This is a genomic window from Sphingomonas sp. Leaf30 (genome assembly GCF_001422525.1).
Classification (GTDB): domain Bacteria; phylum Pseudomonadota; class Alphaproteobacteria; order Sphingomonadales; family Sphingomonadaceae; genus Sphingomonas; species Sphingomonas aerolata.
In genome coordinates, this window is the sequence record NZ_LMKZ01000018.1 from 897,372 (window position 1) to 913,714 (window position 16,343).

At 69.7% G+C, this 16,343-nt stretch carries 13 protein-coding genes and 1 pseudogene; 10 read left to right on the forward strand and 4 right to left on the reverse strand.

Annotated elements, in window-relative coordinates; all coding sequences use genetic code 11:
• Positions 1 to 2: 2 nt before the first annotated feature.
• From ASE89_RS17925 to ASE89_RS17965, 8 genes and pseudogenes are all read left to right on the forward strand, one after another.
• Positions 3 to 1,034 (forward strand): AAA family ATPase, encoded by a 1,032-nt coding sequence (locus ASE89_RS17925; RefSeq protein WP_056680908.1) that lies wholly within the window; start codon positions 3 to 5, stop codon positions 1,032 to 1,034.
• Positions 1,031 to 2,683 carry a hypothetical protein gene (locus tag ASE89_RS17930; protein WP_236701855.1) on the forward strand — a complete coding sequence of 551 codons (1,653 nt, stop codon included), beginning with the start codon at positions 1,031 to 1,033 and terminating at the stop codon, positions 2,681 to 2,683. The genes ASE89_RS17925 and ASE89_RS17930 overlap by 4 nt, the downstream gene beginning before the upstream one ends.
• A 12-nt stretch (positions 2,684 to 2,695) precedes the next feature.
• Positions 2,696 to 3,769 carry an ExeA family protein gene (locus tag ASE89_RS17935; RefSeq protein ID WP_056680370.1) on the forward strand — a complete coding sequence of 358 codons (1,074 nt, stop codon included), beginning with the start codon at positions 2,696 to 2,698 and terminating at the stop codon, positions 3,767 to 3,769.
• A gap of 43 nt (positions 3,770 to 3,812) precedes the next feature.
• Positions 3,813 to 4,640: an XrtA system polysaccharide deacetylase gene (locus ASE89_RS17940; protein WP_056680914.1), complete on the forward strand. Its 828-nt coding sequence runs from the start codon at positions 3,813 to 3,815 to the stop codon at positions 4,638 to 4,640.
• On the forward strand, positions 4,637 to 5,668 hold the full coding sequence (locus ASE89_RS17945) for a FemAB family XrtA/PEP-CTERM system-associated protein (RefSeq protein WP_056680373.1): 1,032 nt from the start codon (positions 4,637 to 4,639) through the stop codon (positions 5,666 to 5,668). The genes ASE89_RS17940 and ASE89_RS17945 overlap by 4 nt, the downstream gene beginning before the upstream one ends.
• A gap of 1,235 nt (positions 5,669 to 6,903) precedes the next feature.
• Positions 6,904 to 7,437 (forward strand): annotated as a pseudogene (locus ASE89_RS21640) (glycosyltransferase); the annotation flags it as partial.
• Complete coding sequence (gene xrtA, locus ASE89_RS17960) at positions 7,434 to 8,939, forward strand: exosortase A (protein ID WP_236701856.1); 1,506 nt, start codon at positions 7,434 to 7,436, stop codon at positions 8,937 to 8,939. The pseudogene ASE89_RS21640 and the gene xrtA, both read left to right, overlap by 4 nt.
• Entirely contained in the window at positions 8,940 to 10,826 is a 1,887-nt protein-coding gene (locus tag ASE89_RS17965; RefSeq protein WP_056680379.1) for an XrtA/PEP-CTERM system amidotransferase, read from the forward strand.
• A gap of 75 nt (positions 10,827 to 10,901) precedes the next feature.
• Here the strand turns inward: ASE89_RS17965 and ASE89_RS17970 are convergent, their stop codons facing one another.
• The 4 genes from ASE89_RS17970 to ASE89_RS17985 form a co-directional block, all read right to left on the reverse strand.
• The gene (locus tag ASE89_RS17970; protein WP_056680382.1) at positions 10,902 to 11,936 is read right to left on the reverse strand and encodes an alpha/beta hydrolase; all 1,035 of its coding nucleotides are present in this window, start codon (positions 11,934 to 11,936) and stop codon (positions 10,902 to 10,904) included.
• Between the two features lie 72 nt (positions 11,937 to 12,008).
• Positions 12,009 to 12,434, reverse strand: coding sequence for an MAPEG family protein (locus ASE89_RS17975; protein WP_056680918.1), 426 nt, complete (start codon positions 12,432 to 12,434; stop codon positions 12,009 to 12,011).
• A 116-nt stretch (positions 12,435 to 12,550) separates the two neighbouring features.
• Positions 12,551 to 13,612: a 1,9-bis(guanidino)-5-aza-nonane synthase gene (locus ASE89_RS17980; protein ID WP_031396469.1), complete on the reverse strand. Its 1,062-nt coding sequence runs from the start codon at positions 13,610 to 13,612 to the stop codon at positions 12,551 to 12,553.
• A 133-nt stretch (positions 13,613 to 13,745) separates the two neighbouring features.
• The gene (locus tag ASE89_RS17985) at positions 13,746 to 14,981 is read right to left on the reverse strand and encodes a type III PLP-dependent enzyme (RefSeq protein WP_037531086.1); all 1,236 of its coding nucleotides are present in this window, start codon (positions 14,979 to 14,981) and stop codon (positions 13,746 to 13,748) included.
• A gap of 137 nt (positions 14,982 to 15,118) precedes the next feature.
• On the opposite strand from ASE89_RS17985, the gene ASE89_RS17990 reads away from it, so the two are divergent.
• The gene (locus tag ASE89_RS17990; protein WP_056680389.1) at positions 15,119 to 16,081 is read left to right on the forward strand and encodes a threonine ammonia-lyase; all 963 of its coding nucleotides are present in this window, start codon (positions 15,119 to 15,121) and stop codon (positions 16,079 to 16,081) included.
• Complete coding sequence (locus ASE89_RS17995; protein WP_031395612.1) at positions 16,078 to 16,257, forward strand: hypothetical protein; 180 nt, start codon at positions 16,078 to 16,080, stop codon at positions 16,255 to 16,257. Before ASE89_RS17990 ends, ASE89_RS17995 begins: the two co-directional genes overlap by 4 nt.
• Positions 16,258 to 16,343: the final 86 nt, after the last annotated feature.

Consider the following 16,343-nt stretch of genomic DNA (forward strand, 5'->3'; position numbering starts at 1 on the left):
CCATGCGTAGCAAGATCCCCGAATCGCACGATGCCAGCGGCGAGCCGCCACGCGCGCCGTCGCTGCTCGAACGCGCCGCCACGGTCTATGATTTCAACCAGCACGTGCGGGCCCGGCCGCCGGTGCCGCCGGTCGAACCGGCACGCGCGCCTGAGCCTGCCGCCGAGCCCGTTGCCGCGTTCGAAGCCGACGCGCCGGACTCCGACGATGCGACCTTCCTCGCGATCCCGGCCGAGCTTCGCGCGCCGATCGGGCAGGAATTGCCCGACGAGTTCCACCTGCCGTTCGTCGCCAGCGACACGGCGATGATCGATCGCGGGATGCTGGCGGCGAACGGCATGATGGTGCCCGGCGCGCCGGTCGGTCCGCTCGCGGAGGAGTTCCGCCTCATCAAGCGGCAGCTGCTGATTACGCGCGCGCAGATCGAGGCCAGCGCGGTGCCCGACAAGGCGCGCACGATCCTCGTCTGCTCGGCGCGGCCGAACGACGGCAAGACCTTCTGCGCGATCAACCTCGCACTCTCGATCGCGGCGGAGCGCGATACCGAGGTGCTGCTGGTCGATGCCGATGTCGCCAAGCCCGACGTGCTGCGGCAGCTCGGGCTCGACGATGGCCCCGGCCTGCTCGATGCGCTGGCCGACACGAGCATCGACGTCGAGACGCTGGTGATCCGCACCGACGTGCCGCATCTCTCGATCCTGCCCGCGGGCGACCGGACCACGATGGACACCGAACTGCTCGCCAGCGCGCGGACCCGCGCGGTGCTCGCGCGGCTGCTCGCGGCGGATCCGCGGCGCATCGTGATCTTCGATTCGCCGCCTGCGCTCGCCGCGTCCCCCGCGGGCGTGCTCGCGATGCTGGTCGGGCAGGTCATGCTCGTCGTCCGCGCCGACCACACGCCCGAGAGTGAGGTCCGCGCCGCGGTCAACCGGCTCGACAGCTGCGAGCATATCCAGCTGGTGCTCAACGCGGTGTCGTTCGTCCCCGGCGGCGCGCGGTTCGGCAGCTATTACGAGCAAGGCGGCGCGCGGTGAGCGATGTCCGCCTGATCCTCGGTGGCGCGGCGGCGCTGTTCGTCGCGGCGCCCGCGCTAGCCCAGTCGGACTCCGCGTCCGGTAGCGGGCAGGGCGCACGGCGCGTCGTCGTCCGGCCCTATATCGAGGCGACGCAGATCCTCACCGCGGATCTCGGCGGCGGCGACGTGCTCACCTACACCTCGCTCGCCGCCGGCGTCGATGCGGCGGTGTCGACCGCGCGGATCAACGGGCAGGTCAGCTATCGCTACGAACGCCGCTTCGCCTATGACGACGATATTGGCGACACCGACATCCATTCGGGCCTCGCGCGGGTCGAGGCGCAGCTGACGCGCAACCTCTCGCTGGAAGCGGGCGGAATTGCCACGCGGTCGCGCTCGGACATCCGCGGCGCCGCGCCCGGCGTGCTGGTCGGCAACGTGTCGAACATCGCGCAGGTCTATGCCGTCTATGGCGGCCCGAATTTCGCCGCGCAGGTGGGCGACGTCGCGGTCAACGCGAACTACCGGCTGGGCTATACCAAGGTCGAGACCCCGACCTTCGGCACCGCCGCGACCGGCGGGCAGCGGCTCGATTATTACGACGATTCGATCGGCCACACCGCGACCGCCAGCGCGGGCTTCCGGCCGGGCACGCTGCTGCCGGTCGGGCTGACCGCCAGCGCGGGGTTCGACCGCGAGACCGCCGGCCAGCTCAGCCAGCGCTACCAGGGCTATTTCGGCCGCGGCGACGCGGTACTGCCGGTGTCGCCCTATGTCGCGCTGACCGCGGGCCTCGGCTATGAACGGATCGAGACGAGCCAGAAGGACGCGCTGGTCGATGCCGCCGGCGTCCCCGTGCTCGACCGCGACGGCCGGTTCCGGACCGCGCCGGGATCGCCGCGCCGCATCGCCTATCGCACCGACGGGCTCTATTACGACGCGGGCGTGATCTGGCGGCCGAACCGGCGGACCTCGGTCGAGGCGCGGATCGGCGAACGCTATGGCTCGCTCAGCGTCACCGGTACCGCGACCTACCAGGCGTCGAAGGACGTCGGCGTCGCGGTCAACGTCTATGACGGCGTGCAGACCTTCGGTCGCCAGCTGCGCACCGGCCTCGCCAACCTGCCGACGAGCTTCCTCGCGCCCAACCAGGGTTTCGCGCAACAGTTCAACGGCTGCGTGTTCGGTGCGACCGGTGCGGCGCCGGGCGGCTGCCTCGACGACGTGTTCCAGTCGATCTCCACCTCGAGCTACCGCGCGCGCGGGATCGACGCGGTGCTCGTCGCGACGCGCGGGCGGACGACCTTTGGCGGCGGGATCGGCTATGCCAATCGCCGGCTGTTCGCGCCGCGCGGCGCGCCCGGCCTCGTCGTCACCGGCCTTGAGGACGAGAGCTATTACGGCCAGCTCTATTTCGCGCGGTCGCTGTCTTCGGTATCGGGGATCAATGCGACCGCGTTCGTGAACTATTTCGACAGCCAGCTCGGCGGCGGTTTCGTTACCGCGGGCGATGGCGGGGTCTGGTCCTATGGCGCGACCGGCACCTATTACCGCAATTTCGGACGGCTCGGCACGACCGCGTCGCTCGGGTTATACAGCTTCAAGGTCGGCGACTTCGACAGCGACTGGTCCGCACAGGCGTTGCTCGGTGCACGGTATCAGTTCTAGGATATTTGGCAGATGTACGACGAACATTACGGACTGACGGGACGCCCGTTCCAGCTCACCCCGGACCCCCGATTCTGGTTCGAATCGGGGACGCATCGCAAGGCGATGGCGTATCTCGGCTATGGCCTGGCGCAGGGCGAGGGCTTCATCGTCATGACCGGCGATATCGGCGCGGGCAAGACCACGCTGGTCGGGCATCTGATGGACACGATCGACCATCAGAGCCTGAACGCGATCCGGCTGGTGTCGACCGCGATCGAGGCGAGCGACCTGCTCCGGATCGTCGCGACCGCGCTCGGTGTCGACCCGGCGGGGCTCGAAAAGGCGCAGCTGCTGACCGCGATCGAACGCGGGCTGCACGCCGTCGCGCGGACCGGCAAGCGCACGCTGCTGATCGTCGACGAGGCGCAGGCGCTGCCCGTGTCCGCGCTCGAGGAACTGCGGATGCTGTCCAATTTCCAGACCGCCGGACATGCGCTGCTGCAGATCCTGCTGCTCGGCCAGCCCGAATTCCGCGACCGGCTCCACGGCTCCGACGGGCTCGAACAGCTGCGCCAGCGGGTCATCGCGATCCACCATCTCGATCCGATGGAGCCGCATGAGGTCGCCGACTATATCGCGCACCGCCTGTCGGTGGTTGGGTGGGAGGGCAATCCGGCGTTCACCGACGACGCGGTCGCCGCGCTGTTCGACGGGTCGGACGGCATCCCCCGCCGCCTCAACATGCTGGCGGGCCGCGTCATGCTCTATGCCGCGATCGAGGATCTGCGCGTCATCGACGGCGCCGTCGTCCGCGCCGTGCAGAGCGACCTGACCGCGGACCTGCCGACACTCGCGACGACGCCCGCGCCCGAGCCTGCCCCCGAACCCGCGGCAAAGCCCCGCGCCACGCCCGACCCCGCCACCGACCCCGCCACCGACCCCGCGGTCCTCGACCGTCTCGCGATGCTCGAGGCGCGCGTCGAGCAGCAGGACCAGGCACTGCGCCGTGTCCTGACGCTGCTCGTCGAGTGGGTCGAGGGCGACGAGCCCAGGCCCGATTACAAGCCGATCCGCGGCGCGTCGCACTGGCACGACGCGGCGTGATCCGGTGACGACGGCGGTAAAGGCCGGCCCGATCCGCAACGGCATGTCGGTCGATGTCGAGGACTGGTTCCAGGTCGGCGCGTTCGAGACGGTGATCGACAAGGCGGACTGGGACAGCCTCCAGCCGCGGGTCGAGGCGAACACCGATGCGGTACTCGCGCTGTTCGCCGAACGCGGTGTGCACGCGACCTTCTTCACGCTCGGCTGGGTCGCGTACCGCTATCCCGCACTGATCCGCCGGATCGTCGATGCCGGGCACGAGATTGCGAGCCATGGCTGGGATCACCAGCGCGTCTTCACGATGGATGCAGGCCTGTTCCGCGCCGACCTCGCGCGGGCGCGCGCGGCGATCGAGGATGCGGCGGGACAGCGTGTCACCGGCTACCGCGCGCCGAGCTTCTCGATCGACCAGCGCACGCCCTGGGCGCACGCCGTGCTGGCGGAGGCTGACTATGCCTATTCGTCGAGCGTCGCACCGCTCGCGCACGATCATTATGGCTGGCGCGACGCACCGCGCTTCGCCTTCCGCCCGCTGGCCGACAGCGCATTGCTCGAAGTGCCCGTCACCGTCGCGCAGTTCGGCACGCGCCGCGTCGCCACGGGCGGCGGCTTCTTCCGGCTGCTGCCCGCCGCGCTGATGGATTTCGCGGTCCGCCAGGTGAACGCCGCCGACCACCCGGCGATGTTCTATTTCCACCCCTGGGAGATCGACCCCGCCCAGCCGCGTGTCGCGGCGGCACCGTTGCGCTCGAAGATCCGGCATTATTCGCGGCTTGGTGCGATGGCGGGCAAGCTGCGCGGGCTGCTCGGCCGGCATGACTGGGGCCGCGTCGATGCCGCGGTCGCGGTCGAGGCGGGTCGGCTGCGGTGACGACGGCCATAGTGCGCGAGGCGGATCTCGCCGACGCGGACGAGCGCGCGCGGATCGCGGCGTTCGTCGATGCGACGGCGGCGGCGACGCCGTTCCACCTGCCCGCGTGGAGCATCGCGGTCGCGCGCGGTTGCGGCCAGCGCGCACGCTATCTGGTCGCGGAGCGGGGCGGCACGATCACCGGCGTGCTGCCGCTGACCGAGATGCGGTCGCCGCTGTTCGGGCGTGCGCTCGTCTCGGCGGGGTTTGCGGTCGATGGCGGCGTGCTCGGCGATGCCGCGGTCGAGCCGCTCGCCGCGGCGGCCTGGGATCTGGCGCAGCGGCGCGGCTGCCCGTCGGTCGAGCTTCGCGGTGGCGCTGTGCCCGCGGGGTGGGACAGCGATGCGGACAGCTATCTGGGGTTCGCGCGCGATCTGGCGGCGGATGACGATGCCGAACTGCTCGCCATCCCGCGCAAGCAGCGCGCCGAGGTGCGGCGCGCGCTCGGCTTCGATCTCGACATCGCGACCGGCCGCGCCCCCGCGATGCTCGCCGAGCATTACCGCGTCTATGCCGAATCGGTGCGCAATCTGGGCACGCCGGTCTTTCCCGCGCGGCTGTTCCGCAGCGTCGTCGAGACGATGGATGCCGACGTGCTGACCGTCCGCCACCGCGGCCGCGCGGTCGCGAGCGTGCTCAGCCTCTATCACCGCGGGACGGTCTATCCCTATTGGGGCGGCGGGACCGAGGCGGCGCGCGGCCTGCGCGCCAACGACCGGATGTATTTCGCGCTGATGGCGCATGCCCGCGCGCGCGGCTGCACGCGGTTCGACTTTGGACGGTCGAAGACCGGCACCGGCGCGGCGGCGTTCAAGAAGAACTGGGGATTTACGCCCGTGCCGCGGCTTTATGCCAAGCGCAGCGACGGCCCCGCGCGCGAGGTCAATCCGCTCAATCCCAAATATGCGCTGATGGTGCGTAGCTGGAAGAAGATGCCGCTCTGGGCGGCGAACCTCGCCGGACCGTGGATTTCCCGGGGTCTGGGGTGAGCGACCTGCTGTTCCTCGCGCATCGGGTGCCGTTCCCGCCCGATCGCGGCGACAAGATCCGCAGCTTCCACGTCCTCCGCTATCTCGGCGCACGCATGCGCGTCCATCTCGTCGCATTTGCCGACGACGCGGCGGACCTCGATCCGCCAGCCGCCTTCACGGACATGCTGGCGAGCTGCACGATCCTGCCACGCGGCAAGTCGCAGGCGCGCGCCGGACTCGAGGCGCTGGCCACCGGCAAGCCCGTCTCGCTGACGGCGTTCGCCTCTCCCGCCATGCAGGCCGCGGTTGACCGCGTCCTGCCGCGCGTCGACGGCATCTACTGTTTCTCGGGTCAGATGGCGCAGTACCTCCCCGATGACGGGCCACCCGTGGTCATGGATTTCGTCGACATGGACTCCGCCAAGTTCGCAGGCTTCGCCGACGACTCCCGCGGTGCGATGCGCTGGATGATGCGCCGCGAGGCACGGCTGTTAGGGGCCTTCGAGCGGGAGATCGCGGCAAGGGTCTCGGCCAGCCTGTTCGTCAGCGAAGCCGAAGCCACCCTGTTCCGCACCGGCGGCGCCACCGGACGCATCCTCGCGGTCGAGAATGGCATCGACTCGGCCACGTTCGATCCGGCGGGGCAGGCTGGGAAGGCTGGGCAGGCTGGGAAGGCTGAGCAGGCTGGGAAGGCTGAGCAGGCTGAGCAGGGGGCACCCCCATCCCACCACCCCGGCGAAGGCCGGGGCCCAGTTGGAAAGGTCGCAGTAACAGCGGACGATCCGTCGCCATCAACGTCCCCCAACTGGACCCCGGCCTCCGCCGGGGCGGTAAGGGGCGGGGCGGGTGGCGCGACCGAACGCGTCCTCGCGGTAGAGAACGGCATCGGTTCGACTAAGTCCGACCCGGCGGGGGAGGCTGCGCATGGCGGGCACGCCGCAACCCCATCCCACCACCCCGGCGAAGGCCGGGGCCCAGTTGGAAAGGCCGCCGTAACACCGGACAGTCCGTCGCCATCAACGTCCCCCAACTGGACCCCGGCCTCCACCGGGGAGGTGAAGGGCAGGGCGGGTGGCCCGGCTTCGCATGCTGGGCAGGCCCCAACCCCATCCCACCACCCCGGCGAAGGCCGGGGCCCAGTTGGAAAGGTCGCAGTAACAGCGGACAGTCCGTCGCCATCAACGTCCCCCAACTGGACCCCGGCCTCCGTCGGGGAGGTGAAGAGTAAGGCGGTACTGAGCGAGGCGCATGAAGACCCGCTGATCGTCTTCACCGGCCAGATGGACTACCGCCCCAATATCGACGCCGTGACCTGGTTCGCCTGCGACATCCTCCCCCGGATCCGCACGCGCCACCCGACAGCCCGGTTCGCGATCGTCGGCCGCGCCCCAACCCCCGCAGTGCAGGCGCTGGCAGGCGACGCGGTGATCGTCACCGGCGCGGTCGACGACGTGCGCGGCTGGCTTGCCGCAGCCGATGTCTGCGTCGCCCCGCTGAAGCTCGCCCGCGGCATCCAGAACAAGGTGCTGGAAGCGATGGCGATGGCGCGGCCGGTCGTCGCCTCGGCGGCGGCGGCGGAGGGCATCGACCACGCCGGCACGATCCGCGTCGCGGCGAACGCGAGCGAATTTGCCGCGCAGGTCCTCGCGCTGCTCGACACACCCGCCGACGCGGCAGACCTCGGCCGGGCCGCGCGCGCGCAGGTGCTGCGACGCTATGGCTGGGACGCGCGGCTCGCGCCGCTCGATGTGCTGTTCGGAGTCGATGGCAGCCGGTCTCCATCGTGACCGATCGCCCCGCGACGTCCTGGCCCCGGCATCTGCTTGCGCTCGGCGTCGCGGCGATCCTGCTGCTCGCGCTGTTCCGCCGCGACGTCGCCGATCTGACGACGATCTGGTGGACCAGCACGACCTTCGGGCACTGCCTGTTCATCGCTCCGGTGATCGCCTGGCTGGTGTGGCAGCGGCGTGGCGCGCTCGCGCAGCTGACGCCGGTCGGCTGGTGGCCGGGGCTGGCGCTGGTCGCGGTCGGCGGGGCAGGGTGGCTGATGGGCGACGCCGCCTCGGTCAATCTCGCGCGGCAATTCGGGCTGGTGCTGATGCTGCAGGGCGCGGTCGTCGCGATCCTCGGCCCCAATGTCGCGCGCGGGCTGCTGTTCCCGCTCGGCTATGCGCTGTTCCTCGTGCCCTTTGGCGAGGGGATCGAGCCGCCCTTGCAGGCCGTGACCGTCGCGATCGTCATGCCGTTGCTGCATCTGGTCGGCGTGCCCGCGGTCGTCGACGGCGTGCTGATCCATGCCGGCCGCTATTATTTCGAGGTGGCGGAGGCGTGCTCGGGCGCCAAGTTCGTGATCGCGATGGTCGCGTTCGGGGTGCTCGTCGCCAATGTCTGCTTCGTGTCGTGGCGGCGGCGCGCGGTGTTCCTGGTCGTGTCGGTGGTCGTGCCGGTCGTCGCCAACGGGTTTCGCGCGTTCGGGACGATCTGGGCGGCCGAGCTCACCTCGGTCGAGGCGGCGACGGGGATCGATCATATCGTCTATGGCTGGCTGTTCTTCGCGCTCGTGATGGCTGCGGTGCTGGCGATCGGCTGGCGCTGGTTCGACCGCGCGCCCGACGATCCCGCCTTCGACCCGACGCGACTGCAAACGGTGCCGCGCTATCGGGGCGACCTCGCCGTCATCACGCTGCTCGTGCTGGCGGTGGCATCGGCGTTTCCCGCGTGGAGTGCGGCGGTCGCCGGGCGGCGGCAGGCGCTGCCCGCGCAGATTACGCTGCCCGACGTGCCGGGCTGGCACCGCGTCGATGTCAGCGTCCGCGCGCCGTGGATGCCCTGGTATCCGGGGGCCGACCATTATCTGTTCGGCCGCTATGCCGACGCCTCGGGCGCGACCGTCGACATGGCGCTCGCGGTGTTCGGGCGGCAGGGCGACGGGCACGAGCTGATCGCGTTCGGCACGGGGGTGCTGCGCGAGGAGGATCGCTGGGTCCGCGTCGCCGATCTTCCCCCGGTCGCGGACGCCGCGGGCGCGCGCGGTTCGGCGATGCGGATTACCGCGCCGGGACCCGTGGAGCGCATCGTCGCGACGTGGTACCGGGTCGGCGATGCTACCACCGATGACGGGATGATCGTGAAGATCGAGACGATGAAGGCGCGGCTGTTCGGCGGACCGCAGCGCGCGGTTGCGGTGCATCTGTCGGTCGAGGGCGGCGATCCGCGACCGATGGCGCGCTTCCTTGCCGCGCTCGGACCGGTCGGCACGGTCGCCGATCACGCCGCGGGCCTGCGCTGAATGTGCGGGATTGCCGGGATCTTTCACCCGGGCACGCCAAAGCCGGTCGATCCGAACCGCATCCAGGCGATGATCGCCGCGCTCGCGCATCGTGGTCCCGATGGCGACGGCATCTGGACCGCGCCGGGCGTCGGGCTGGGGCATCGCCGGCTGTCGATCATCGACCTCGAAGGCTCGCCGCAGCCGATGTCCGACGGCGAGCTGACGATCAGCTACAACGGCGAGATCTACAATTTCGCCGAACTGCGCGCCGACCTGATCGCAGGCGGCGCGCGGTTCCGGACCGCGGGTGATACCGAGGTGCTGCTCCACGGCTGGCGCGCCTGGGGGCCGTCGATGCTCGACCGGCTGAACGGCATGTTCGCCTTCGCGATTCACGATGCGGGCGCCCGCGCGCTGTTCCTCGCGCGCGACCGGCTGGGGGTGAAGCCGCTTCATTATGTCGAGCTGGCGGACGGGTCGGTCGCCTTCGCCTCCGAGCTGAAGGGCCTGCTCGCCAACCCGCTGGTGCGGCGCGCGCCCGATCTGTCCGCGGTCGAGGATTACATGGCGCTCGGCTACGTCCCCGACGACGCCTGCCTGGTCGCAGGGGTAAAGAAGCTCGCCGCGGGGCATTTTCTGCTGATCGAGCGCGGGCGCGGCATGCCCGCGCCGCGCCGCTGGTGGGACGTCGACTTCTCCAACCGCGCGACCGGCTCCACCAAGGCGCTGGGCGAGGAACTGGTCGAGCGGATGCGCGCGGGCGTGCGGTCGCGGATGGTCGCGGACGTGCCGCTCGGCGCGTTCCTGTCGGGCGGCGTCGACAGCTCGGCGGTGGTCGCGCTGATGGCGGAGGCGAGCCCGCGCGCGGTCCGGACCTGCACGATCGGCTTCGACGAGGCGGGGCATGACGAGCGCACCCATGCGACGACGATCGCACGCCGCTTCGCGACCGATCATGCCGAGCGGGTCGTCGATCCCGACGACTTTGCGCTGATCGACACGCTGGTCGCCGCGTTCGACGAGCCGTTCGCCGACGGATCCGCGCTCGCCACCTATCAGGTCTGCGCGCTCGCGCGCGAGCGGGTGACCGTCGCGCTGTCGGGCGACGGCGCGGACGAGGCGCTGGCGGGCTATCGCCGTTACCGCTTCCAGGCCGCGGAGGAACGCGTGCGCGGCATGCTCCCCGCGCATCTCAGGACGCAGATATTCGGCGCACTCGGCCGGCATTACCCCAAGGCCGACTGGGCACCGCGACCGTTCCGAGCGAAATCGACCCTGCTCGCGATCGCGGCAGGGGGCGGCGAGGCCTATGCCCGCTCGGTCGGTGTCACGACGCCCGAAGTCCGCGCGCGGCTGTTCTCGGGCGCCGCGCAGGCGGCGCTGGGCGGCTACCGCGCGGAGGAGCGCTATGTCGCGACGATGGCCAATGCGCCCGCGCGCGATGCGATCGACCGCGCGCAATACGCCGATCTCAAGCACTGGCTGCCCGGCGACATCCTGACGAAGGTCGACCGCACCAGCATGGCGGTCGGGCTGGAAGCCCGCGAACCGCTGCTCGACCACCGGCTGGTCGAGTTCTGCGCGACCTTGCCCGTCGGCATGCGGCTGCGCCACGGCGAGGGCAAATGGCTGATGAAGAAGGCGATGGAGCCCTATCTGCCCAAAGAAATCCTCTACCGCCCGAAAATGGGCTTCGTGACGCCGATCAGCGCGTGGTTCCGCGGCGCGCTGGCGGGCGAGGCGAGCGCGCTGGGATCGTCGCGGATGCTCGCCGAGACGGGGTGGTTCGACATGGCCGCGATCACCGCGCTCGCCGAGGCGCATCGCGGCGGGCGCGCCGAGCATGGCCGCACACTGTGGCAGCTGATGATGCTCGAACGGTCGCTGAAGCGGGTGTTCGGCTAGGCCCGGCGCCAGCGTTCGCGGCCTGCCCTTCGACTTCGCTCAGGGCGAACGGACGGCACGCACCCACACCCGTCGTCAGAGCGGCGCTTCGGGCCCGATCGCCTCGCGCATCCAGCGGTCGAACAGCTGCGGCCAGAGCGAACCCGGCGAACTCGCGGGCAGCCGCGTACCGAACCCGTGGCGCCCACGCCGCAGGATATGCGCCTCGACCGGAATGTCGACGCGACGCGCGGCGGCGAGCATGTCGAGGCTGTTGGCGACCGGCACCGTGTCGTCATCCTCGGCATGGACCAGGAACAGCGGCGCGTCGCCGCTGCGCAGATTGCGGTCGATCGCATAGCGCGCCTGCATCGCCGGATCGGGATTGGGCCCGAGCAGCTGCGCGCGCGAGCCGCCATGGCTGCGCCCCGGATCCATGTTCGATACCGCGTACATCAGCCCGGCAAAGGCCGGCCGCGCCGACAGCCGGTCCGCGGCATCGACCGGGCGATAGACCTCGAGCCCATGATGGATCTCGAGCGAGCCGGCGAGGTGTCCGCCCGCCGAGAAGCCGAGCACGCCCAGCGTCTCGGGGTTGATCGCATAGCGCTTCGCATTGGCGCGGATCAGCCGCATCGCGCGCTGCACGTCGGACAGCGGCACGTTGGCGCGGTCCGCCCAGCCTTCGCCCGGCATCCGGTAGCTGAGCACGAACACCGTGATGCCGAAGCCGTTCAGCACCCGCGCGACGTCGATCCCCTCGTTGCGCAGCGAGGTGATCGAATAGCCGCCACCGGGGCAGACCAGCACTGCACGGCCATCGGGGCGGGCGGCGCGGAACACGCCGACCTCGGGCTGGACGACACCGCGCATCTGCACGTCGCGGTAGCCGCCCGGGCGTCCGGTGATCATCGGGCGCGGGCGCGGCAGCGGGGTCGGCGCGCCCGCGGGAATGCCGGGCCACAGCGCGAACCGCTCGGCGGGTGGCCAGACCGGATCGCCGGCAAGACGCGCGCCTCGACTGGCGCTCCCGTTCGTCGCGGACTGGCCGGCGGCGTCGGAGAGCAGGGCGGCGGGGGCGATCCCGGCCGCGAGCGGCAGGGCGAGCAAGGTTCGGCGGTCGAAGGTCATGGCGCGGTAGCTAGCCGATCCCGATCGCGCAGGGGAAGGGGCGATCGACACGCATCGCCGGCAATGGTCCCGTCAGAATACCGCCATCGCCGCGTGCAGCGTGAGCGCGATCAGCGCGAGGCTCGACAGCAGGAACAGGATGAACCGCGTCTGCACCCGGTTGGTCGTCGCCTGCGCAATGCTGTGTGCGACCCGCAAGCCGACATAGGCCCAGGCGATCCACGCGTTGACCCCGTTGCCGGTATGGCTGAGCGCGAGCACCGCACACACCGCGTAGAACAGCGTCGGCTGTTCCATCAGATGGTTGTAGTTGTGCGCCTTCCACTGCGCACTGGCGGGCAGCGAACGGTCCGCGTCGGCGGCGCGCGTGCCGACGAGCTGGCTGAGGTCGACCCCCGCCGCCTTCATCGCGGGCAGCCGCGTCGCCAGCATCCAGAGCAGCATCACCAGCGTCCAGGCGATCAGCGCGACCATCGGCCGCAGGATCTCGCTGTGGATCAGGTCGTCATGCATGAAAAAGCCTCCCCCGGTTCCCCGGAGGAGGCTGCATCAATCGCGCACCGGGAGCAATCGCAGAATCCTCCCCCTTGCAGGGGAGGATCAGCGCGCCCGCCTCAGGCCTTGTCGAAGCTCGCGCCCCACTTGCGGACCGGACGGTCCTTCCACAGGCCGCGATGATAGGCGTCCGACGCGAGCAGCGGCATGACCGAACCCGCTTCGGCGAACACCATCTGCTCGATGCCGGTGTTGACCTTGCCCCACGACGCCGCCTCCTGCAGCGTCGACGACGAGCAGGCGCCGTCGCGCACGTCGGCGACCGTGATCTGCACCGCGTACTTGTGGACTTGGACGTCGTCGTGACCGAGGATCTCGGCGCAGACGACGGTGTCCTGGATGAAGTTCTTCGGCACGCCGCCGCCGATCATCAGCAGGCCGGTGGTGCCCGCCTTGATCTTGATCTCGGTGAGCTCGCGGAAATCGGCGATCGCGTCGAGGACCATGTACGGCTTGCCCGCCTTCGCGGCATCGACCTGATGCTTGACCAGACCGAAGCCGGCCGAGCTGTCGACGAACGCCGGGCAGAAGATCGGCACGTCATGCTCATAGGCGAGCTTGACGAGGCTGTTCTCCTTCTTGCCGTGCTCGACGAGGTACTTGCCCATCTCGCGGATGAACTCGCGGCTCGAATAGGGGCGGGGTTCCAGCGTCTCGGCGATCTCGAAGATCGTGTGGTCGACGTGCTGGAGCTCTTCCTCGTCGATATAGGTGTCGTAGATCCGGTCGATCATCAGCGAGCGCAGCACGTCGTCGTGCGGCACTTCGAGCGCCTGGTAATGCTTGTGGCCGAGGCCCTCGAAGAAATCCATGTCGACGATCGTCGCGCCGGTCGCGACGATGCCGTCGATCATGTTGTTGCGCAGCAGCTCGGCATAGAGGTCCATGCAACCGCCGGCGCTCGTCGAGCCCGCGATCACGAGGAAGATCGTGCAGTCCTTGTCGGCGAGCATCTGGTTGTAGATGTCGGTCGCACGGCCAAGGTCGCGGCTGGTGAACGACATCTTCTTCATCGCGTCGACGATCGGCCGCGCGTCGAAGCTTGTGATGTCGATATGCTCGACGGTGGTGGACAGGAGCTCAGCCTTGCGCTGCGCGTCGATGCGGGTGTCTTCGGTCATGGTCATCATCCTCAAACGTCGTCATCCCCGCGCAGGCGGGGATCCATAAACTCGGGGGCTAGGTGGAGCCGCGCCGATAGCGTTTATGGATTCCCGCCTGCGCGGGAATGACGGTAGAAATAGTAGGTCGTGGTTACAGCGTGACGACGTTGGACGCGAGGTCCTGGTACCGTTCGTCGTACAGCGAGACCATCGGTTCGTCGGTGACGATCACCGTCTCGTCCGATCCGAACCCGTTGAACGCGGTCCGCATCGCCGAGCCATAGGCGCCGAGCATGCCGATCTCGATATAGTCACCGGCCTGGATGTCGGCGGGCAGCAGGAACGGGCCGGCCATGTGATCCATGTCGTCGCACGTCGGACCATAGAAGCTGAACTCCATGTCCTTGGCACGGCTGTCCGGCTCGCGGAGCAGCTCGACCGGGAAGCGCCAGCCGATATGCGCCGCATCGAACAGCGCACCATAAGCGCCGTCGTTGATGTACAGCTCGGTCCCGCGGCGCTTTTCGACGCGCACGATGATCGACGAATATTCCGCGCACAGCGCCCGGCCGGGCTCGCACCACAGCTCGGACGAATAGCTGACGGGCAGCGATTCGAACGCACGGTGGATCGTCTCGAAGAAACGCTCGAGCGGAGGAGGCTCCATCCCCGGATAGGAGGACGGGAAGCCGCCGCCGACGTCGATCACGTCGACCGTGACCGCCGCCTCGACGATCGCCGCGCGGACGCGCTCCATCGCGTTCGAATAGGCTTCCGGAGTCATCGCCTGGCTGCCGACATGGAAGCAGATGCCGAGCGCGTCCGCCGCCTGGCGGGCCGCGAACAGCAGCTCCTTGGCTTCATGCGGCGCGGCACCGAACTTCGACGCGAGGCTCAGCTTCGAATGCTCGGACGACACGCGCAGCCGGACGCACAGCGTCAGATCGGTGGCTTCGCGGGTGGCGCGCACGACCTTGTCCAGCTCTTCCAGGCTGTCGAGGCTGAAGGTGCGGACGCCGTGCGTGAAATACGCCTCGGCGATCGCTTCCTCGGCCTTGACCGGGTGCATGAAGCACAGGGTCGCCTCAGGCAGCGTCCGCGCGACCAGGCGCACTTCGGCGATCGACGCCACGTCGTAATGCGTGATGCCATTGTCCCACAGGATCTGCAGGAGTTCGGGAGATGGATTCGCCTTCACCGCATACATCGAGCGGCCCGGGAACTTCTCGACGAAGAACCGAGCGGCGCGCGCAGCAGCGTGCGGACGAACGAGCGTGACCGGATTGACCGGGCGCCCCTTAGCGATGTCGATGCCGCCCCCGATGAAGGGAGTGTCGGCGGTCGAATGGGCTTTCGCTAACCCCAGCGCGATATGATGCTTGACCAATTCAAGGGACCTCCAATGTCCTGAGACAAATTACGAAAACACTGCCTTGCGGTTGGAAGTCCCATGGGGCAGCGGAAGCGCGATTTAGGGGCGCACGCCCCCCATGTAAATAGCATCTGCACCACAGGAGACGACGTGTGACGATTTTGCGACAGCCGACACGGGCCGGGGTCCGTGACGCGGCAGAGAAGATCGCGCGCATCCTGCCGCCGACGCCGCTGTTCGTGGCCGAAATCCGGGGAATAGCGGTCGCGTTCAAGGCGGAATCGCTGCAACCGGTCGGCGCGTTCAAGATTCGCGGCGCCTGGCATCGGCTGACCGCGATTCCCGATCAGATCCGCGCGCGCGGCGTCGTCGCCTTCTCGTCGGGCAATCATGCGCAGGGCGTGGCGTGGGCGGCGCGGCGACTCGGTATCGCCGCGACGATCGTCATGCCGTCGGACGCCCCGCGGACGAAGCGCGACGCGACGCTGGCGCTCGGTGCGGAGGTCGTCGCCTATGACCGCGCGACCGAAAGCCGCGAGGCGATCGCCGCACGGCTCGCCAAGGCGCGCGGCGCGACTTTGGTGCCGAGCTTCGACGACCCGTGGATCATCGAGGGGCAGGGCAGCGCGGGGATCGAGGCGCACGCCCAGATGGCGGCGCTCGGCCTGGGGTCGCCCAGCCGCATCGTCGTCCCGTGCGGCGGCGGCGGGCTTGCGGCGGGGGTCGCGCTAGCGGTCAAGGACGCGGCGATCACCGTGGTCGAGCCCGAGGGGTGGGACGACATGCGGCGGTCGCTCGAAGCGTCGTGGATCGAGCCGGTCGGGCCGAACCCGCCGCCGACCGCGTGCGATTCGCTCCAGACGCAGCGCGTGTCGCCGCTGACCTTCGACGTGCTGTCGCGGCGCGATGCGACCGGCGTCGCGGTCAGCGAGGCGGAGACCGCGGCGGCGCAGCGCTGGGCGGCGGAGCGGTTGCGGCTGGTGATCGAACCCGGCGGCGCGGTCGCGCTCGCGGCGCTGCTTGCAGGCAAGGTGCATCCCGAACCCGGGCTGCTCGTCATCCTGTCAGGCGGCAATGTCGACCGCGCCGCCTATGCCGCGGTGCTGGCAGCATGACCGCCGCATTGACCGCCATCGCCGCCGCCGCGCCCGCCATCGCCATGCTCGGCATGTTCGCCTGCCTGATCGGCGGCATCACGCTGATCGTGAAGAACCGCGATCGCCGAAAGGGCATACTCATGCTGGTAATGGCCGCAGTCCTGCTAGCCAACGTAGCAATCTGGACCCTCTAACCCCTCTCCCCCCGGGGAGAGGGAGGGGCCCGCCGCGCAGCGGCGGGAGGGTGAGGGCACGTCGTGAAGCGCAACGCTCCCCCAAC